The organism is Thermaerobacter sp. FW80, assembly GCF_004634385.1.
GTDB lineage: Bacteria > Bacillota > Sulfobacillia > Thermaerobacterales > Thermaerobacteraceae > Thermaerobacter > Thermaerobacter composti.
Map to the genome: position 1 here is coordinate 213,479 of NZ_CP037895.1, position 19,446 is coordinate 232,924.

18 protein-coding genes and 1 riboswitch are annotated in these 19,446 nt (G+C 64.7%); of the genes, 13 read left to right on the forward strand and 5 right to left on the reverse strand.

All coding sequences use genetic code 11. The features are described from left to right. Positions 1–684: 684 nt before the first annotated feature. On the reverse strand, positions 685–1,224 hold the full coding sequence (locus E1B22_RS00900; RefSeq protein WP_135224192.1) for a hypothetical protein: 540 nt from the start codon (positions 1,222–1,224) through the stop codon (positions 685–687). A gap of 651 nt (positions 1,225–1,875) precedes the next feature. On the opposite strand from E1B22_RS00900, the gene E1B22_RS00905 reads away from it, so the two are divergent. After that, the gene (locus E1B22_RS00905) at positions 1,876–3,099 is read left to right on the forward strand and encodes an IS256 family transposase (RefSeq protein WP_135225854.1); all 1,224 of its coding nucleotides are present in this window, start codon (positions 1,876–1,878) and stop codon (positions 3,097–3,099) included. A 607-nt stretch (positions 3,100–3,706) separates the two neighbouring features. On the opposite strand, the gene E1B22_RS00910 is transcribed toward E1B22_RS00905, so the two are convergent. The 3 genes from E1B22_RS00910 to E1B22_RS00920 all read right to left on the reverse strand — a co-directional run bounded on the left by E1B22_RS00910 (position 3,707) and on the right by E1B22_RS00920 (position 8,363). Continuing rightward, positions 3,707–5,080: a tryptophanase gene (locus E1B22_RS00910; protein WP_135224193.1), complete on the reverse strand. Its 1,374-nt coding sequence runs from the start codon at positions 5,078–5,080 to the stop codon at positions 3,707–3,709. A gap of 196 nt (positions 5,081–5,276) precedes the next feature. Beyond that, a complete protein-coding gene (locus E1B22_RS00915; RefSeq protein WP_135224084.1) occupies positions 5,277–6,506 on the reverse strand; it encodes an IS256 family transposase in 1,230 nt (409 codons plus the stop codon). Between the two features lie 570 nt (positions 6,507–7,076). Further along, positions 7,077–8,363, reverse strand: coding sequence for an IS256 family transposase (locus tag E1B22_RS00920; RefSeq protein WP_135224086.1), 1,287 nt, complete (start codon positions 8,361–8,363; stop codon positions 7,077–7,079). 376 nt (positions 8,364–8,739) lie between these two features. Between E1B22_RS00920 and E1B22_RS00925 the strand changes: the two genes are divergently transcribed. The 6 genes from E1B22_RS00925 to E1B22_RS00945 all read left to right on the forward strand — a co-directional run bounded on the left by E1B22_RS00925 (position 8,740) and on the right by E1B22_RS00945 (position 15,472). Next, positions 8,740–10,098, forward strand: a complete 1,359-nt coding sequence (locus tag E1B22_RS00925) for a TrpB-like pyridoxal phosphate-dependent enzyme (protein ID WP_135224194.1) — start codon at positions 8,740–8,742, stop codon at positions 10,096–10,098. Positions 10,099–10,133: 35 nt separating this feature from the next. Beyond that, entirely contained in the window at positions 10,134–11,099 is a 966-nt protein-coding gene (locus tag E1B22_RS00930) for an asparaginase (RefSeq protein ID WP_135224195.1), read from the forward strand. A gap of 132 nt (positions 11,100–11,231) precedes the next feature. After that, positions 11,232–11,615 carry a polysaccharide deacetylase family protein gene (locus E1B22_RS12800; protein WP_207669893.1) on the forward strand — a complete coding sequence of 128 codons (384 nt, stop codon included), beginning with the start codon at positions 11,232–11,234 and terminating at the stop codon, positions 11,613–11,615. 24 nt (positions 11,616–11,639) lie between these two features. Then, positions 11,640–12,125: a hypothetical protein gene (locus E1B22_RS12805; RefSeq protein WP_207669894.1), complete on the forward strand. Its 486-nt coding sequence runs from the start codon at positions 11,640–11,642 to the stop codon at positions 12,123–12,125. Positions 12,126–12,660: 535 nt separating this feature from the next. Then, positions 12,661–13,653 (forward strand): GTP-binding protein, encoded by a 993-nt coding sequence (locus E1B22_RS00940; RefSeq protein ID WP_135224196.1) that lies wholly within the window; start codon positions 12,661–12,663, stop codon positions 13,651–13,653. Between the two features lie 577 nt (positions 13,654–14,230). Next, a complete protein-coding gene (locus E1B22_RS00945) occupies positions 14,231–15,472 on the forward strand; it encodes an IS256 family transposase (RefSeq protein ID WP_135224197.1) in 1,242 nt (413 codons plus the stop codon). Here E1B22_RS00945 and E1B22_RS00950 read toward each other — a convergent pair. Beyond that, positions 15,375–15,923, reverse strand: coding sequence for a transposase (locus tag E1B22_RS00950; protein ID WP_371413477.1), 549 nt, complete (start codon positions 15,921–15,923; stop codon positions 15,375–15,377). The genes E1B22_RS00945 and E1B22_RS00950 overlap by 98 nt on opposite strands. A 251-nt stretch (positions 15,924–16,174) precedes the next feature. Here E1B22_RS00950 and E1B22_RS13675 point away from each other — a divergent pair, with 251 nt between their 5' ends. The 6 genes from E1B22_RS13675 (at position 16,175) to E1B22_RS00965 (ending at position 19,438) form a co-directional block, all read left to right on the forward strand. Further along, complete coding sequence (locus E1B22_RS13675; protein WP_256369292.1) at positions 16,175–16,309, forward strand: hypothetical protein; 135 nt, start codon at positions 16,175–16,177, stop codon at positions 16,307–16,309. A 150-nt stretch (positions 16,310–16,459) separates the two neighbouring features. After that, a riboswitch (TPP riboswitch) is annotated at positions 16,460–16,570 on the forward strand. 76 nt (positions 16,571–16,646) lie between these two features. Further along, positions 16,647–16,949: a hypothetical protein gene (locus E1B22_RS00955; protein WP_135224198.1), complete on the forward strand. Its 303-nt coding sequence runs from the start codon at positions 16,647–16,649 to the stop codon at positions 16,947–16,949. After that, complete coding sequence (locus E1B22_RS12810) at positions 16,946–17,566, forward strand: hypothetical protein (RefSeq protein ID WP_207669895.1); 621 nt, start codon at positions 16,946–16,948, stop codon at positions 17,564–17,566. Before E1B22_RS00955 ends, E1B22_RS12810 begins: the two co-directional genes overlap by 4 nt. Continuing rightward, positions 17,536–17,829, forward strand: coding sequence for a hypothetical protein (locus E1B22_RS12815; RefSeq protein ID WP_207669896.1), 294 nt, complete (start codon positions 17,536–17,538; stop codon positions 17,827–17,829). Before E1B22_RS12810 ends, E1B22_RS12815 begins: the two co-directional genes overlap by 31 nt. Before the next feature lie 5 nt (positions 17,830–17,834). Continuing rightward, positions 17,835–18,353, forward strand: coding sequence for a hypothetical protein (locus E1B22_RS12820; protein WP_207669897.1), 519 nt, complete (start codon positions 17,835–17,837; stop codon positions 18,351–18,353). 5 nt (positions 18,354–18,358) lie between these two features. Next, positions 18,359–19,438 carry a hypothetical protein gene (locus E1B22_RS00965; protein ID WP_135224199.1) on the forward strand — a complete coding sequence of 360 codons (1,080 nt, stop codon included), beginning with the start codon at positions 18,359–18,361 and terminating at the stop codon, positions 19,436–19,438. Positions 19,439–19,446: the final 8 nt, after the last annotated feature.

The window sequence follows — 19,446 nt, forward strand, 5'->3', positions numbered from 1 at the left end:
GCCTTGGCGGCGGCTACATGGTTGGCACCGCCCCTCCGTCGAAACAAAGAACCACCTCGCAGCAGGAAGGAGGTGGTTACATGCCCGGCGTAGACGCCCTCGATGTAGACACGCTCAACGAACGGGTACGCGAATGGACAGAAGAAGCCTTGGCAAAGTTACGCGAGATGGGGGTACCCTTGATTAATCTCAGGGCCTTACGTTATGCGGAGCTCCCGCCGGCGGTCGATTTCGGCATGGACTGGGAACCCCAGGCAAAGGCCCGGTAACCCTCAAGTTTTCCGTCTCCACGTCATCGCTGCTCCAGCAGGGAGCTGACGCCATCGTAAGGCACGTGTTGGCCCACTTTTCCTAAGACCCCGCTCCCCCCTGGTGACCGCTCAGGCTTGTGCCTGGGCGGTTACTGCTTCTTAGCCGCTCGGCAGCCGGTTAGCCTATGGCCTCCGGTCGCACCGTCAAGGGGCGCCTGGCCCTGCGCGCCAAGGGCTGCCAGCAGCCTGGCGCCTTTTCCAGATGGCGTTCCTTCCGGCCCTGGTGGGGTACCCAGGTCTGGCGGCCAGCAAAGCGGCTCAGCGAGGCGCGCAACGGGGCGCATTGTGGGCCACAGACAAGGGGGCAGGGTCCAGCTGGGTGCCGCTCCTTGCACATCAATTCGCACGACAAAAGAACACGCAAATGTCGTAATCATAATCGCTCTTTTAACAACATGTATCGCGCCAATGCCTGCATTTCAATTACCTCCGAAACACTCAGACGTCGTTTGTACTTGCTTTTACCATGTGCAGCCACCCTATCCCGAATTTCATGGAATTCAACAATCTTGTTGAAGAGCGTATCCTTCTTCCGAAACCCTAACCGAATATCAGGATCAAAACCTTTGCTCCGAAGAAGTACTGCCAATTTATGAGGCTTAGTCTTGGTAGGTTCCCCGATAATAGCTTCGATACACTTGAACGCGTTTTGCGCCGCGGATTCGGCTTCCGATACAGAAACGTGCGGCTTGAATTGATCATCATATCCTTGTACCTGCCAGTCGCAGTGGTCCCATCCTAGCTCCTTAATACTTTGATAAAGATAAAATGCGGATCTCCGGAAATCTTCGTCCCTGAAGCAGCTGTTAATCCATGGAAAACATTTTTCAAAAGGAATGCCTGGCACACTGTATGCACGAAAGACCCTTTCGAACTCTTCTATTGCACGAAAGCAGGAGTAGATCTCATCCAAGCAGTTTTCCAACAACCATTGCTTGCTTAGGGGTACAGTAAGCCGTGATCTAATATCGTGAGGTAGGGGCAATGGAGACAACCCTAATTCTACATGAGAACAGAAGGCTAAAATAGTGTACACAGCTTGCATGCTTTCCACCATTTCTAGAGCCGTCTCAAATGAGACTGGCCTCCCACAATCCAATACTAGCATTGCATAGATGACAGTGCTCCGTGGTATGTCTTTTTTTAAGGTAATCCAGTCGACCCGCGGCGGCTCGTGAAAGGACTTTTCCGTTATCCAAGGTGTGCATTCAGGTACGCATTCCATCTGTTCCCGAAAACCAAGTATTAGGTAGTAACGACTGTGTTCCATTGAATTAGCCCCCCGCAGTGCCGGGATCATCGGCGCGTCGCCGAGATTCTTGACGAGTGGCGCGACATGAGCAGGGCCCCCGGTTATCGCCTATGATTTCGGCAACATCTCAAACAGTGAGATACAACGCGCTAGAGTCGCCCGGTTAGTGTCCCAGGTGGTGGTGGAAATCGCCGGGCTGTAGGGCCCGAGCCTGGTGGCCCTTGACAAGAAAGGTCACCGGTGGCTCCCCTTCGGGTTGGACAAGAACCGCCATGAAGGGAGGTCCGCTCACCGGTGACCGCTGATTTCAGGATGGCACTTCTCGAGCTTCTACGCAAACACCAGGGGGAGCCGGAAGCCGATGCCCTGCGGGAAGGACTACGCTGGCTGGCCCAACAGCTCATGGAGCTCGAGGTGAGCGAACTCGTTGGCGCTCAGCGGTACGAGCGCACGGAAACGCGCAAGACCTACCGGAACGGCTATCGCTCCCGGCCCTGGGATACCCGCGTGGGCACCATCGAGCTGCGGATCCCAAAGCTCCGCCAGGGCAGCTACTTCCCAAGCCTGCTGGAGCCACGCCGGCGGGCGGAACGGGCCCTGGTCGCCGTGGTGCAGGAGGCTTATGTGCAGGGGGTCAGCACCCGGAAGGTCGACGACCTGGTCCGGGCCTTGGGCCTGGACGGCATCAGCAAGAGCGAGGTGTCGCGACTCTGCGCGGAACTGGACGAGCGGATGGAGCGCTTCCGCAACCGTCCCCTGGAAGGCGAGTACCCCTACGTTTGGCTCGACGCCAAGCCGATCAAGGTGCGGCAGGACCACCGGGTGGTGAACATGGCCGCGGTCATCGCCGTCGGGGTGAAGCGAACCGGGGAGCGCGAGGTGCTGGGCTTTGACGTGGGCGCCGCCGAGACGTACGAGTTCTGGCTCGCGTTTCTCCGCAGCCTGGTGGCCCGCGGGCTCAAGGGTGTTCGCCTCGTCATCTCCGATGCCCATGAGGGGCTCAAGCGCGCCATCAGCGAGGTGCTGGCGGGCGCCAGCTGGCAACGGTGCCGCGTGCACTTCATGCGGAACCTGCTGGCCCGGGTGCCCAAGCACGCCCAGCCGATGGTGGCGGCCCTGGTGCGGACGATCTTCGCCCAGCCCGACCTGGAGTCCGCCCGGGAGCAGCTGGAACACGTGGCAGCCAACCTGGACCGGCGATTCCCCCAGGCCGCCGCTCTGCTTCGGGATGCAATGGAGGACGTGCTGGCGTACATGGCCTTCCCGACCGAGCACTGGCGGCGGATCCACTCGACCAACGTTCTGGAGCGGCTGAATCGGGAACTGGCCCGGCGCTGCGACGTGGTGGGGATCTTCCCGAACATGGCCGCCGCCATCCGCCTGTTGGGAGCTCTTCTCGAGGAGCAACAGGACGAATGGCTGGTGTCCCGGCGGTACTTCAGCCTGGAGTCGATGGCCAAGATTGACGCGTGTACATCACATGAGGCTACGCGGCTCCATGAAACCGAAGCAACCCTGAAGGTGCTGGCCATGTAAGGCGTTCAAACCCGAGGGGAGCGCAAATCACACCACTTGACGGGACGTGACCGTCGCCCGGCCGGCTGGCGCGCGGCTTATTTAATATTTGAGAGCGTAAGCCAGGCCGTAGCGTTCGACAATCTGATGGGCTTCTCCTTGTGTGTGTCCTGTAACCTGGCAATAAGCCTGAGCGAGCGTGGCGGCCGGATCGAGGGATGGCCGGTGATCCGTGATAGACGTAGCTTCCCCGGAAGTTTGCAAATAGTTTGTAAAAAGGCCCCGCGCGCTACGTTCGGCGCCGGGGCCTATGCCAGGTAACCCTTGATATGCCTTGTGTGCCGGGGGTGGGCCTCGAACCCACACGGGCTACCCCCAGCGGATTTTAAGTCCTCGAGGGTGCCAGCGGCCTGAGCAAACTACTCCAGCGATTACAGCTGTCGGTTTCGGAAAACTCCACCAGTGGGGAGGCGCCGCCGTGGAACAAGGGACAGCGTTGCTGGTCAAACGCGATTACCGCCGTTCTGTGTCTTGTCCTTCCAGTTGGAGGCGCGGCGTTGACCATGAGCCAACTGCATAGGCGAGCGGTAAGTATTTCCCTGGCCCGGGCTAGTTCCCCCGGCCCATATTACTCCACGAACTCGAACCGTGCCGTGAAGTGGCGTAGCACCTTCGGCTCGTAAGTGAACCGGACGCCCCGCACCCGCTCCCGTCGCCGGTAGACGCGGATCAGGGTGTCGGCCACATCCTCCAGGTGCCGGCTCGTGTACACCCGCCGCGGAATCGCCAGGCGGAAGAACTCGAAGGGAGAAGGAAGCTGCCGGCCGGTGGCGGGGTCGCGGCCCATCATGAGGGAGCCCACCTCGACGCCCCGCACGCCCCCTTCAAGGTATGTCTCGATGGCCAGGGCGTGGCCGGGGAACTGTTCCGGCGGGATGTGGGGCAGGAATTTCCTGGCATCGACGAAGACCGCGTGACCGCCCACCGGCCACTGGATGGGCACGCCGCCGTCCCGGAGGAGCTGCCCCAGGTACTCCACCTGGCCCACCCGGTAGGCCAGATAGTCCGCATCCAGCGCCTCCCTGAGCCCCACGGCCATTGCCTCCATGTCCCGGCCGGCCAGCCCGCCATAGGTAAGAAAGCCCTCATAGGGGACGAGCCGCCCGCAGGCCTTCTCGTACAGCTCCTTGTCCCGGAAGGCGGCCAGGCCGCCGATGTTCACCAGCCCATCCTTCTTGGCGCTCATCATCAAGCCGTCGCCGTAGGAGAACATCTCCCGGGCGATCTCCAGGGGGCTCTTGCCGGCGTAACCCGGCTCCCGCTGCCGGACGAACCAGCAATTCTCCGCATACCGGGCCGCATCGAAGAGCAGGGGAATGCCATGCCGCCGGGCGATCTCGCTGGTGGCCCGGATGTTGGCCATGGAGACGGGCTGGCCGCCGGCGGAGTTGTTGGTCACGGTCATGATGATGCAGGCGATGTCCTCCGCCCCGTGGTCCCGGATGAAGGCTTCCAGCCTGTCCAGGTCCATGTTGCCTTTGAAGGGGTACTCGCTCTCCGTGTCCATGGCCTCGGGGGTGACCAGGTCGACCGGCCGGCCGCCGGCCAGCTGCACGTGGGCCCGGGTGGTGTCGAAGAACATGTTGCTCAGGACGTACATGCCGGGGCGGGTGACGAGATTGGGCAGGACCACCTGCTCAGCACCCCGGCCCTGATGGGTGGGCAGCACGTAGGGGTAGCCCGTGATCTCCTCGACCACGTCCCGCAGCCGGTAGTAGCTGGCCGCGCCGGCGTAGGACTCGTCACCCCGCATCATGGCCGCCCATTGCTCCTGGCTCATGGCGCCTGTGCCGGAGTCGGTCAGCAGGTCGACGTAAACCTCGTGGGACCGCAGGGCAAAGACGTTGTAGCCGGCCCGCCGGATGGCGGCCTCTCGCTCCTCCCGGGAGATGAGCCGGATGGGTTCGACCATCTTGATCTTGAAGGGTTCGCCTCGGGGCATGGGGCGTTGGCCTCCCTTTGTGATGCGACCTTCATGATGCTGCTGTCTCCATCCCGGTGTGGCATACTGCTCACGTTATGCTCTTGTCATCATCCTTAGTGATGCGTCATCCGTCGTGCGTCATCATGCCTCCTCCATGACGAGGCCGTGTCCCGGCAAGTGGTGGAAAAGCGGCTCCCCCTCGGGTTCCATGGGCTTACCTCGCTGCAACAGCCAAGGCGCTTACCGAGTCACTCCCCAACGCGTCACCGCCCTTGAGCTTCGCCATCGACGCCTGGCTAAAGTACCGCCGCTGCACCAGCCACTCGTCCTGCTGCTCCTCCAGCAGCGCACCCAGCAGGCGCAGCACCGCCGCCACGTTCGGGAAGATGCCCACCACGTCGCACCGCCGCGCCAGCTCGCGGTTCAGCCGCTCCAGGACGTTCGTCGAGTGGATCCCCCGCCAGTGCTCCGGCGGGAAGTCCATGTAGGCCAAAACCTCCTCCGCGGCCTCCCGCAGCAGGCTCGCCACCTGGGGGAACCGCCGCTCCAAGTTTGCCGCCACCTGCTCCAGCTGCTGCCGAGCCGAGGCACGGTCCGGCTGGGCGAAGATGGTCCGTACCAGCGCTGCCACCATGGACTGGGCGTGCTTGGGCACCCGCGCCAGCAGGTTCCGCATGAAGTGCACCCGGCACCGCTGCCACGTGGCGCCTGCCAGCACCTCACCGATGGCTCGCTTGAGGCCCTCGTGGGCGTCCGAGATCACCAGCCGCACGCCCTTCAGCCCCCGGGCCACCAGGCGACGTAGGAAGTCCAGCCAGAACTCGTACGTCTCGGCCGCGCCCACGTCGAACCCCAGGACCTCCCGTTCCCCTGTCTCCCGCACACCCACGGCGATCACGGCCGCCATGTTCACCACCCGTCCGTCTTGCCGCACCTTCACCGCCTTGGCGTCCAGCCACACGTAGGGGTACTCGCCTTCCAGCGGCCGGTTCCGAAAGCGCTCCATGTGCTCGTCCAGCTCGGCGCAGATGCGGGAGACCTCGCTCTTGCTCAAGCCCCCGACGCCCAGCGCCTGGACCAGCTCGTCCACCTTGCGCGTGCTCACCCCGTGCACGTAGGCCTCCTGCACCACGGCCAGCAAGGCCCGCTCCGCGCGCCGCCGCGGCTTCAAGAGGCTGGGGAAGTAGCTGCCGCGGCGTAACTTCGGGATCTGCAGCTCGATGGTGCCCACGCGCGTGTCCCAGCGCCGGGGGCGGTACCCGTTTCGGTAGGTAGTGCGCGACGGGGTGCGCTCGTAGCGCTGGGCGCCGATGAGTTCGCTGACCTCGACCTCCATCAGCTGCTGGGCGAGCCAGCGCAGGCCCTCCCGCAGGGCGTCGACCTCGGGCTCGCCCTGGTACTGGCGCAGCAGTTCGAGAAGTGCCATCCTGAAGTCAGCGGTCACCGGTGGTCCGACCTCCCTTCGTGCTCGGGTTTGTCCAACCCGAAGGGAAGCCGCCGGTGACCGCTGCTGTCAACGGCCACCAGCCACGCCTAAACCCTGGCCGGAAAGTCCACCACTACCCGGGACTTTAACTGGAACCACTTGTACAAAGTTCCTGCCGCCCGGGAAGTCTAAGGATTCTGGTGACCGTGAGCCCAGCTACGGAGGGGTCGCGATGCGGTAGTGGCTTATGGCTTTATCGCTTACTAGAGAGACGTGTCGTGATCTGTGCGCAGAGGTCTGAAATTGGGCTTGCCGAGTTCATGGCAACCGCAAGTCGCTCCGCTTTCTGGCTGTGGAAGTCGCGGTGGGAGCAGGAGCGCACCTTCCTTCGTTCCTTGCTCTCTCTACTCCTGGCTCTCCGTGAGCGCGGGCGCAGCCAATGCTCGGAGGACTATAAGGCCCGCGAGCAGGTGGCAGCGGGTGCGGCAGCCGTTGGAACGGCCGTGCTGTGGTTTGATCCGTTCGATGCCCTGGGTGGCACAGTCTCCTCAAGGTCAAGTCCCGAACTGTCTGTAAAAGCGGTCTGGGTCATGCCACGGTGGCAGCGGGTGAAACCTCTTTCTGCGCCGCTCTTTGCCGTTGCCGCTCCTCGATGTAGCGCTCCAGCTGCTTTCGTTCGTGCTCGCTGAACTGCACCCGCCGCCAGCGCTCACTCGCCCGCCACAGCACGGCGAAGACTAGCTTCAGGCACTCCCGCTCGCTCCGAAACCGCGGGATCACCTTGGCGCGCCGCCGCTCCTCCTCGAAGCTGCGCTCCACCAGGTTGGTGGTCCGGACATGCTTGCGGTGGGCGGCGGGTAGCCGCAGGTGCGCCAGGCTCGCTTCCAGGTCCTCCTGCAGGCTCCGCATGGCCGAGGGATACTCCCGCCCGAACCGCTCCACCACCTCGGCCACCAGCCGCCGGCCCTGCTCGATATCCGGTGCGTCCCGGATCGCCTCCAGGTAGGGCTTGAGCACGGGCCGCGCCTCCTCCGGCACCTTGTCCAGCACGTTCCGCATCTTGTGCACCCAGCAGCGGATGCGCTCCGCCTCCGGCCACATGGCTTCCACCGCCTGGATCAGCCCCGGCGCCCCGTCCGTCGTCACCGTCAGCGGCGTCTTCAGCCCCCGGCGCACCAGATCCCGGAAGTGCTCCAGCCAGTCCTCGTAGCGCTCCTTGTTGCCCAGGCTCAGGTGCACCAGCACCTTGCTGCCGTCGCTCAAGATGGCCCAGGTGACCAGGATGCCCTCACGGCAGCCCGCCTGCCGGCGCAGCGACTCGTAGATGGCGTCGGCGAACAGGTACACCACGTCGAGGCCTGACAGGTCCCGCTGGGCAAAGGCCTCGAACTCCTCGTGGAGCGCCTCGGTGATCCGGCTCACGGTGGACCGGCTCAAAAGCGGCGCTTCGCTGCCCGCCAGCTCCGCCAGCGCATCCTCGATGTCCCGGCTAGAGAGGCCCCGGGCGTACATCTCCACCACCAGGCGCTCCAGCACGTCCGTCCGCCGCTTGAGGGCCCTCCACAGCGTGGGCTGGCACAGTCCCTCCATGCCCCGCACCTGGGGGACGTCGATCTCGAGCCGCCCCTCGGCGCAACGCAGCGTCCGCGGCTTGTAGCCGTTGCGGGCGCCTTCCTGGCCAGGCTCGCGCCGCTCGTAGCGTCCGCGCCCCAAAAGCTCCGTGACCTCTGCCTCCAGCAGCTCCTGGATGAGCTTGCGGGCGCCCAGGCGGACGAGGGCATGGGTCAGGTCCTCGACCTCAGTACCCTCCCGGGCCTGCGCGGCCAGCTGCCGGGCCAGCTCCGCCAACTGCTGGCTGGGTGGTATCCTGGACATAGGTCTGGGTCCTCCTCGGTGTGCCCCAGCTGGGGCGAGTTTTCCGACGCCACCGATGGTAGCCCAGACCGCTTCGCGTTTACAGACAGTTTAGGACGTCACCTCTCCTCAACGGATTCCTGAAAGCCTTCGTCGAGAACTCAGCCTACTTCTCCCGACTACAAGGCGCCGGCCCGGAGAACAGGCCGGACGCCTTCATGTTTGTTCGTATGCCAACTCGTGCTCCGAACGCGAAAGGTACTGCACCACAGAGGGGAGGGTGCCACGAGAGCGTCCACGGGGACGGCGGAGGCACCCGCTCAGCCCGAAGCTATTCCACCTTCTTCCTCAGCTTTGGTACTTTAAATGAAAGCCAACGGGCAAGGAGGAAGCACAGGTGGTCAAGTACCTGCTGAGCGAAGAGGATCTGCCGCGTTCCTGGTACAACATCGTGGCCGACCTGCCCTTCGAGCTGCCGCCGCCGATGCACCCCGCCACCGGCCAGCCTTTGCAGCCGGAGGACCTTGCTCCTCTGTTCCCGGCGGCTTTGATCGAGCAGGAGCTGACGACCGAGCGTGAGATCGAAATCGCGGAGGAAGTGAGGGAGGTCTACCGCCTGTGGCGGCCGACGCCCCTCTACCGGGCGCGGCGGCTGGAAAAGGCCCTGGGGACGCCGGCCCGCATCTACTGCAAGTACGAGGGCGCCAGCCCGGCCGGCAGCCACAAGCTCAATACGGCCGTCGCCCAGGCTTTCTACAACAAGGCGGAGGGCGTCCGCCGTCTCACCACCGAGACCGGGGCCGGGCAATGGGGTAGCGCCCTGGCCATGGCCTGCGCGTTCTTCGACCTGGAATGCAAGGTGTACATGGTCAAGGTGAGCTACCACCAGAAGCCTTACCGGCGCGTGCTCATGGAAACCTGGGGCGCCCAGGTCGTCCCCAGTCCGAGTCCGGATACCCAGGCCGGCCGGGCCGTACTGGCGGAGAATCCCGACTCGCCGGGAAGCCTCGGTATCGCCATCAGCGAGGCCGTGGAGGACGCCGCCGGTCGCGACGACACCAAGTATTCCCTCGGCAGCGTTCTCAACCACGTCCTCCTGCACCAGACCGTCATCGGCTTGGAGGCCAAGAAGCAGCTGGAGCTGGCCGGCGATTACCCCGACGTGGTGATCGCCTCGGTAGGGGGCGGGTCCAACTTCGCCGGGCTGGCCTTCCCCTTCCTCGCCGACAAGCTCCGGGGGCGCAACCTCCGGGTGATTGCGGTAGAGCCCGAGGCATGTCCGAGCCTGACCCGTGGGGTTTACACGTATGATTTCGGCGACACGGCCGGCATGACGCCCCTGTTGAAGATGCATACCCTCGGCCATAGCTTCCTACCTCCCGGCATCCACGCCGGGGGCCTGCGCTACCACGGGGTGTCGCCCCTCGTCAGCGTGCTGTACGAAAACGGGCTCATCGAAGCCCGGGCCGAGCCCCAGACGGCTGTCTTCAAAGCGGCCGTGGAGTTTGCCCGCTGCGAGGGCATCGTCCCGGCGCCGGAGTCGGCGCATGCCATCAAGGTGGCCATGGACCTGGCCGTCGAGGCCCGGGAGACAGGCCGGTCGCAGGTCATCCTGTTCAACTTGAGCGGTCACGGCCACTTCGACCTGGGTGCGTACGAGCAGTATTTGGCCGGCAAGCTTCAGGATTACACCTATCCGCGGGAATTCGTCGAAGAGGCGTTGAAAGATCGGCCGCGAGTTCCGAATACACCTTAACGGGCAGGCCGGGGACAGGGATAGGGGGTGCGAGGGTGGGCCACGTGGTGGTCCTGGCGACGGGGGGTACGATCGCATCGATTCCCCGTGAGCACGGCGATTACGTTGCATCGCTGGGCGGCACGGAGTTGGTGAGCCGGGCTGGCGAGGTTGGCACCGTTCGGGCGGAGACCCTTTTTGTCAAAGGGAGCTATGCGTTCACGCTGGACGATCTTTACAAAATCGCCCAAGCAGTCGGCCAGTACCTGCACGACCCAGACACAGACGGCATCGTGATCACGCAAGGGACAGATACGCTGGAGGAGACGAGTTTTTACTTGGCGCTCGTGCTGGAACGTCGGAAGCCCGTCATTCTCACAGGTGCCCAGCTGCCCGCCAGCGACCCCCACAGCGATGGCCCGCGTAATCTGGCACAAGCCATTACAGTGGCCCGCGATCCAGAAGCGGCTTCCTGGGGACCCGTAGTGGTTTTCAACGGCGAGATTCACGCGGCACGGGACGTTCGCAAGGTCGATACAGCCGCTCTAGACGCTTTCAAGTCCCCGGGGTGGGGACCGGTCGGGCTCGTGGACCGTGGCCACGTCATCAAGGTGCGTACCGTACGGGCGCGCCGCGTATTGCCGGCGACCGTTCCGCGGCCCGTAGGCTTGGTACGCCTGGCCGTCGGTATGACGGGAGACGACATCCTCCAGGCAGCCGGTGCCGCTGCGGGAGTCGTCCTGGAGGCCTTTGGGCGGGGGAACGGACATCCCTCCGTGGCTGAAGCCGTCAGGCAACTGGTGGAAGCCGGCGTCCCCGTGGTTGTTACGAGCCGGTGCGTGCAGGGGTTCGTAGCACCCATCTACGGGGATGGCGGGGGACGCGACTTGGAGCGGGCCGGCGCCTGGTTTGCTGGAGACCTGGCGGGAGAAAAGGCACGCCTCCTCCTTGGTCTCTTGCTGGCTCATGGCATCAGAGGGGAAGAAGCTCAAGCGTGGTTGGCGGAGTGGGCTATGCCGTAGGCCCCGAAGGAACTACGGCCGAATGGAGGGGGTGAGGTCCCACCAGCTTTTCGTGGACAGGGGTTTGTCCTACCGTTCTGGTGTTGCAGGATTTGTTCCGTATCTCGAGATTTCCGTCGGGAGGGAATGAGGGTGGCTAAGGAGATCTTTGTTGCATTTGGGGTGGACGTTGATGCCGTGGCTGGCTGGTTGGGATCCTACGGAGGAGAAGACTCGCCCTGCGATATCTCGCGCGGTATATTCGCAGGAGAAGTTGGTGCCCCTCGTCTGCTAAAGCTCTTTGACAAGTACGGGCTCAAGACGACCTGGTTTATCCCCGGACATTCGATCGAGACGTTCCCGGAGCAGATGCAGATGGTGGCGCGAGCGGGCCACGAGATCGGTTTACACGGGTATTCCCATGAGAACCCGACGGCATTGACGCGGGAACAGGAAGAAACCATTCTGCGTAGGTGCATTGAACTGATCGAGAAGCTGTGGGGGCGGAAGCCCGTTGGATATGTCGCTCCCTGGTGAGAGTTCTCCAAGAACACCGTCGAGTTGCTATTGAAGTACGGAATCAAGTACGACCACAGCCTCATGCATAACGACTTCCACCCCTATTACGTACGCGTTGGCGATAGCTGGACGAAAATCGACTACTCTCAGCCGGCCGAAACCTGGATGAAGCCCTTGGTGCGCGGAGAGGAGACCGACCTGATCGAGATCCCAGCTAACTGGTACCTGGATGACTTGCCGCCTATGATGTTCATCAAGAAGGCACCGAACAGCCATGGTTTTGTCAACCCGCGTGATATCGAACAACTGTGGCGCGACCAGTTCGATTATGTGTACCGGGAATACGATTATGCCGTCTTCGCGATGACGATTCATCCGGACGTCAGCGGGCGCCCGCAGGTCTTGCTGATGCTGGAGCGTCTTATTGAATATATCAACCGGCATCACGGGGTGCGCTGGGCTACGTTCGAGGAAATTGCAAACGACTTCGCGCAGAGGTTCCCACGGGTGAAGGCTGCCGCCGACTGAGGCCATAACTTCGGTAAGGCGGATATGGGCGAGGGGAACCCGGCCCCAGGCCGGTAGTTCCCCTCGAACCATCTCTGGGGATAAGGCAAGAGGTCCTGGCAGGGAACAAGTGGGGGAGCGAAGATGTGCCTGCTGTGTAGTGAATTTGCCACGCGGGTTCATTGGTCCGAGCAGGCACCTGCACCAGGCGGTGCCGATCCAACCAGGGTCGAGGCGGGTCACGAAGGGGTTGGTATCCGGTTTCGCCAGCGCTACCGGCGGCTGGATATCGTCAACCAATTGTTGCGCTCACTGGGCTTGACGGTTTACGACTGGAATGGCGCCAAGTACGTGGTCGACGACCACAAGGGAAACGTAACCCTGGTGGACGATCTCGGTGGTATCTGGGGAGTGGTCGAGACGCGACTGGGCCGGCGGCTGGACCCCCTGGATCCCGAGTGGTTGGAAGTACTGTCGAGACGTCCGGAGAGGGATCGGTCAAGGGGTCAGGTAGTAGGGGACAGACCAAGGTAGCCCGGTAGTGAGGGATCGTGTAATGTCGGGCGCCTCTCGCATTCCCATCACCTTGGTGACAGGCTTCCTGGGCAGCGGCAAGACGACCATCCTCCGGCGTGCCCTCGCGGCATCACCAGGACAAGGCGTGGCTGTGATCATCAACGAATTCGGAGAGGTGGGGCTCGATCATCATCTTGTCCGGCATGTAGGCGAGAGCGTCACGCTCGTGGGCAACGGCTGTGTCTGCTGTGCCCGGCGAGAAGATCTTGTCAGCGTACTGCGAGATTTCCTGGAGCTCCACGACGGGGGCAAGCCGGCACTCAGGCACGTGATTCTTGAAACTACGGGGCTGGCCGATCCTGCGCCCATCCTCTTCACGGTGCTAAACGATCCGTTGTTGCAGCACCGCTATCGCATCTCTCGGGTAGTGGTGACGGTCGATGCCCTCCATGGGGAGTCCCACTTGGCAGGACACCCCGAAGCGCGAAAGCAACTCGCCGCCGCCGACGACGTAATCCTTACCAAGACAGACCTGAACCCCCAAACGGAGCACCTGGAGCGGCTGATCAGGGAGATCAATCCCGCCGTTCCCGTGCACCGGGACCTTGACATAGCTGAGTTGGCGGCTCTCGTGTTTGATCAAGCCGGTGATCACGTTTGGCGCCGTCTCTTGGCCACCAAAGACGGAGATACAATGTCCGAACCTGCCGCGAGGGAAGACCATGCGGCGGATGTGGAATCGCTCTCTTTGGTACTGGATTCGCCCATGGACTGGAATGTATTCGCCGTCTGGCTGAGCATGCTGTTGCATGCCCGGGGCGAGCAGGTCTTGCGGGTGAAGGGAATTCTCGATGTGGGTGATGGGGCGGTGGTCATTAACGGCGTTCAGCACGTAATCCATCCACCCGAACACCTGCCCCAGTGGCCGACGGATGGTCACCGATCCAGGATTGTCTTCATCGTTCGGGGCCTTGAGCGCGAGCGACTACTCCAGTCCTTAAAGACTTTCCAAGCCCGCTTTGGTTCTTTATAAGAACGTCCCAAGAGACGCAAGAGAGTGGTGGTTTGGATCGCCCGAGACACGGGACGGCGCCGGCTCGAACGGGGCCGGCGCCTGCTTTGTCTGTCCGTGAACCGAGTTGTCGTTGGCCTGGATAGAAGGCTTTACTCGTCTGGCCCACTTAAGCCATCCCACCGGTGGGCGGGGCGGGCCTGCACCTGGGGGATGCGTAGCCAATTCTCACCGGGATGATCACCATGGTTGTGGCTGCTGTAAAGCAGCTCTCCACCTCCACCCTGGCGATCCTCACCCCAATCAGCCCGCCCAGCCGGCCGGTTGATGTGGCCGAGGTGGGGCTGGGCCGTATCGAAGGTTGCGGGCTTACTGGTTTAGTGGGAAAGCAGAGAAATGGGGTTGCCGGAGCGAAGATGCTAGCGTGGAGCGCAGAATAGGCCGTGTGGGCGAGAGTGTCGTCATGGTTAGCGTCCCAGGTAGTGGTGGAAATAGCCGAGCCATAGGGCTCGGCCCTGGTGGCCCTTGACAAGAAAGGTCACCGGCGGCTCCCCTTCGGGTTGGACGAGTAATAGCTCGAAGGGAGGTCCGCTCACCGGTGACCGCTGATTTCAGGATGGCACTTCTCGAGCTTTTGCGCAAATACCAGGGGGAGCCGGAAGTCGATGCCCTGCGGGAAGGACTACGCTGGCTGGCCCAACAGCTCATGGAGCTCGAGGTGAGCGAACTCGTTGGCGCTCAGCGGTACGAGCGCACGGAAACGCGGAAGACGTACCGGAACGGCTATCGCTCCCGGCCCTGGGATACCCGCGTGGGCACCATCGAGCTGCGGATCCCCAAACTCCGCCAGGGCAGCTACTTCCCCAGCCTGCTGGAGCCCCGCCGGCGGGCAGAGCGGGCCCTGGTCGCCGTGGTGCAGGAGGCTTATGTGCAGGGTGTCAGCACCCGGAAGGTCGACGACCTGGTCCGGGCGTTGGGCCTGGACGGCATCAGCAAGAGTGAAGTCTCCCGGCTTTGTGCGGAACTGGACGAACAGATGGAGCGTTTCCGGAACCGCCCCCTGGAGAGCGAGTACCCCTACCTGTGGCTGGATGCCAAGCCGATCAAGGTACGGCAGGACCATCGCGTGGTGAACATGGCCGCGGTCATCGCCGTGGGGGTGACGCGAACCGGGCAGCGCGAGGTGCTGGGCTTTGACGTGGGCGCGGCCGAGACGTACGAGTTCTGGCTCGCGTTTCTCCGCAGCCTGGTGGCCCGAGGGCTCAAGGGCGTTCGCCTGGTCATCTCGGATGCCCACGAGGGACTCAAGCGCGTCATCAGCGAGGTGCTGGCGGGCGCCAGCTGGCAACGGTGCCGCGTGCACTTCATGCGGAACCTGCTGGCCCGGGTGCCCAAGCACGCCCAGCCGATGGTGGCGGCCCTGGTGCGAACGATCTTTGCTCAACCCGACCTGGCGTCTGCCCGGGAGCAGCTCGAACACGTGGCCGCCAACCTGGACCGACGATTCCCCCAGGCGGCCGCTCTGCTCCGGGATGCAATGGAGGACGTGCTGGCCTACATGGCGTTCCCGGCCGAGCACTGGCGCCGGATCCACTCGACGAACGTCCTGGAGCGGCTGAACCGGGAGTTGGCCCGGCGCTGTGACGTAGTGGGGATTTTCCCGAACGTCGCCGCGGCCCTGCGGCTACTGGGGGCTCTTCTGGAGGAGCAGCAGGATGAGTGGTTGGTGTCCCGGCGGTACTTCAGCCTGGAGTCCATGGCCAAGATCGATGCGAACCCACCCCGTGAGGACTCTCAGCTACACGAGAGTTCGGCAGCACTGAAGGTGCTGGCTGTCTGATCAACCCAACCCGGAGGGGACACGACTTTTCCACCACTTGACGGGACGTGACCTCCAGCACCTTCTGGATCCGGTTCAGCTCCCGCGCCCGCTCCCGGATCAACGCCCGCCGATAGCGCACCAGCTCCCGCAGCTCCCGCTGCTCCCGCGAGGGGACGAAGCTGGGCCGGAGCAGCCCGTGGCGCAGCAGATCACACAGCCAGGCGGCGTCGTGCACGTCGTCCGCCTTGCGGCCCGGGACCGCCTTGATGGGCTGCGCGTTGCAGACGAGGAGCTCGAAGCCGAATTTCTCCAGAATGTTGTACACGGGCTTCCAGTACGGGCCGGTGCTCTCCATGGCGACGTGCGTCACGCCCAGGGCCTCAAGCCATCGTCCCAGCTCGTGCAGTTCCTTGGTCATCGTCCCGTCGGTGCGGGTCTCCTGCACCTCGGGCGTGTGTACCGTGGCCACAAGCCCGCCGCGCGCTCGACGAGGACCTCCATCACTCGGCCCCTCCTTGCAGCGGGCGCGGCAGCCTGCAATCCTGAGACACGACCCCGCGTGCTCCCCGGAACACCGCCCCGGGGGCGACACACCGTGGTGCTTCCGGCTGCCGGGAGGCCGTCTTTTTTGCGGGCTCGTGGCACCAAGCCCCTGCCCAAGCCGAAAGGGCCCGCTGGGAAGCCGCGGCCTGCGAGATAGAGCGCCATTTCCGGCTCCGGGTGGAGGAGGTCAACCGGCTGATCGCCCGCTACAACCTGATCATGCCCATCCCCTGGCGGCAGCGTCGGAAGGTGCAGCCGGAGGCGGAGCTGGCCCGCTTCCGAGAAGAATGGGAGCATCTGAGGCCGGCGTAGGTGCGGTCCCGGCCGGCAGGACGCCTGCAGGATGGGGGCTGGGTCCGGCAGGAACTGCGCCCGCCAGCGCGAATGTTCTTTGCTTGGGTGTCGGACGCTCCGCCCTGTGCGCGGGTCCGGGGCGCCGGCGCCCGTTCCAAAAATCCAGCGCGGCGGTCCTGGGGGAGCTCGGGGAACCGGGCTGAGAGGGCGCCTAGTCCGGCGCCGACCCCTGCACCCGATCCGGGTAATACCGGCGTGGGGAACGGTTCACCGCCAGGTGCGTCCGCCACCCCGGCCGGGGTGGCATGCGTTTTCCCCGCCCCGCCTCCGCCCGCGCGGGAAGGAGGCCCCTGCCATGAGCCGACACCCGCTGCAGCACGGGTTGCTGGCCCTCATCGGGCTTACGGCCCTGCTCTATTACTTCCTCAGCGTCCGCGGCGACGCGCTCCTGCCTAAAGGCGCCTCCCTGGTATGGGGGTGGCTCCCCGGCTGGGTGCTGGCCCTGACGGTCCTGCTGGGCGTGGTGAGCCTGCTCTCCCTCCTCTGGGCCTACGCCCCCTTCGGGGCTTCCGGTCCGGAAGGCCGCACCCCTGCGGATCCGGCCGAACCGGGCGAGCAGCGCCCCGCCGACCCCCTCCCGCAAGGTGAGCGGCCGTGACCCTGCTGGTGCTGGCCCTCTACACGGCCGCCATGCTGGCCCTGGGCTACGCGGCGGCGCGCTACACCCAGCGCAGTCCGGCCGACTACTACCTGGCCGGCCGCAGCCTGGGGCTGGTAGCCTTTCCCCTGACCCAGTTCGCCACCCTGATGAGCGCCTTTGTGTTCCTGGGCTCGGGCGGCTGGGCGTACCGGCACGGGTTCGCCTGGTACCCGCCCATCGGCATCGAAGCCTTCCTGCGCGTGGCCATGGCCCTGGTAGGCTATCGCGCTTGGATCCTGGCTCGGCAGCACGGCGCGCTGACCCCGCCCGAGCTGCTGGGCCGCATCACCGGCAGCGAAGCGGTAAGGGTGCTGGTGGCGCTGGTGCAGCTCTTCTGGTCCGTGCCCTACCTGGCCATCCAGGCCGTGGGCGGGGGGCACCTGCTTAGCGCCCTCAGCGGGGGCGCCATCCCCTACGGCCTGGGAGCCCTGCTGATGACCCTGCTGTCCGCCGGGGACTGTGGGGCGGCCTGCAGGCGGTGGCCTGGACCGACGTGTTCCAGGGCTTGTTCATCGCGGTGGCGCTCCTGGTGGCGGTCCCCTACGTGTTCCACGCCCTGCCCGTCGCCGAGCTGACCCAGAAGCTGGCCCGGGAACTGCCCGGCATGCTGCAGCCCCAGGGCGCACAGGGCTTCTTTACGCCCCGCATGATGTTCAGCTTCATGCTGATGAACGTGCTGGCGGTACTGGCCTACCCGCAGGTGTTCAGAGAAGTACTTCGCCGCCCGCTCGGCCGAAGCGTTCCGGGCGCTGGCGGTATGGTGGCCGCCGCTGACGGCGGTGGTGGCCCTGGTGCCCGTGCTGCTGAGTGTGGGGCCGGGCCCTGTGGCCCGACCTGAAGGACGTGGACCAGGTGATCCCCCGGCTGGTGGGTGCCTACGCCCCGGCCTGGGTGGGCGGTGTGCTGCTGGGTGGGGCCCTTTCGGCCATGATGTCCACCAAGGACTCCATCCTGCTGACCATGGCCAGCATCCTGGATCACGACCTGCTGCGCCGCCGTGCGCCCGGCCCGGAACGGTCGCTGGCCCGGGCGCGGGCCCTTACCGGCCTGCTGTTGCTGGCCAGCTACCTTCTGGCCCTAACCCGGCCGCCCTCCATCGTGGATCTGGCGGTGTACTTCATCCAGGGTAACGCCCTGCTGGCGCCCGCCTTCCTGGCCGCCCTGTACGGCCGGGTCAACGCCGCCGGGGTGCTGGCCTCGGTGGTGGTGGGCCAGCTGAGCTTCGCCGCCGCCGAGGCAGGGCTTTTGCCCTCCTTCGGGTTCGCCTCGTTCGTGCCCGCCCTGGTGCTGTCGGGCCTCGCCCTGTGGGCGGGCTCCTATCTGGGCCGGCCGGCACCCTCTCCGCTGGCCGCAAGGGGGTAGGGAGGATGCGGTTCTACCAGCCCTTCCTGGGCCGGGAAGTGGACCTGGACCAGTGGACCCGCGAGATGGTCGCCCTGCACTTTGACCCCGACGGGGGCACCCCCTACTGGCTGCGCTGGCAGGAGGAGCGGGGGATCGATGTGCGCCGCGAGGTGCAAGGGTTTGCCGACCTGCCCCGGGTCTTCGACCTCTTCGACGGGGACGTGCTGCGCCGCATCCCCGCCACCGACTTCCTGCCCCGGCGCCGGCTGCAGGACCCGAGCCTCCACCCGCGGGTGTACGAGACGGGCGGCACCACCGGCGCTCCCAAGCGGGTGGTGATGACCACCTACTGGCGCACCATGGCCGCCTGGACTTCCCACGTGCTGGACGGGCTCGGCGTGCCCCGGAGCCTGCACATCCTGGCCCTCATGCCCCCGGGAGGGAACAACAACGCGGGCGTGTTCGTGCGCTACCTGGCCCGGGAGCGCGGCGCCCTCTCCTATCACGTGAACTTCGACCCGCGGTGGGTGAAAAAGCTCATCCTACGCGGCGCCCACCAGGAGGTGGAGGCCTACATCGCCCACCTCTTCGACCAGGCGGAAGCCATCGCCGAAACCCAGCCCGTAGGCATGCTGTTCACCACCGGCCGCCTGCTGCAGGAACCGCGCTGCCGGGAGCTGGTGCACCGCTACGGCATCCGGGTGGTGATGCACGGGGGCGCGGCGCTGGATCCGGATACCTACCGGGTGCTGCGGGAGGAGTGGTACGCGGGCTGCCTCTTCTGCGGCGAGTGCGGCAATACCCTGATGGGGGTGGCCCCTCAGGACACCCGGAGCCCGGAATCCCGGGAGCATCTGCTGTACATCCCCTGCTTCCCCTACTTCGTGGTGGAGGCGGTGGATCCCGAGGACCCCTTCCGGGTGCTCCCCTACGGGCAGCGGGGGCGGGTGAAGATCACCGTGCTGTGCGAGGATTTCTTCATCCCTGGCATGCTGGAGCGCGACGAGGCGGAGCGGGTGCCCGGCCGCGAGCCTTATCCTTGGGACTGGGTGCGCAACCCCATGTCCCCCGAGGCCCTGACCGGCCGCGAGGGCGTGTACTGACCGCGCGG

What these genes read in the sequence shown, in the direction of transcription:
- E1B22_RS00905 (WP_135225854.1), top strand. Translation starts at nt 1,876, where the DNA reads ATGGCACTTCTCGAGCTTCTACGCAAACACCAGGGGGAGCCGGAAGCC.
- E1B22_RS00910 (WP_135224193.1), bottom strand. Translation starts at nt 5,080, where the DNA reads ATGCCCCGAGGCGAACCCTTCAAGATCAAGATGGTCGAACCCATCCGG.
- E1B22_RS00920 (WP_135224086.1), bottom strand. Translation starts at nt 8,363, where the DNA reads ATGTCCAGGATACCACCCAGCCAGCAGTTGGCGGAGCTGGCCCGGCAG.
- E1B22_RS00940 (WP_135224196.1), top strand. Translation starts at nt 12,661, where the DNA reads ATGTCGGGCGCCTCTCGCATTCCCATCACCTTGGTGACAGGCTTCCTG.
- E1B22_RS00955 (WP_135224198.1), top strand. Translation starts at nt 16,647, where the DNA reads ATGAGCCGACACCCGCTGCAGCACGGGTTGCTGGCCCTCATCGGGCTT.
- E1B22_RS00965 (WP_135224199.1), top strand. Translation starts at nt 18,359, where the DNA reads ATGCGGTTCTACCAGCCCTTCCTGGGCCGGGAAGTGGACCTGGACCAG.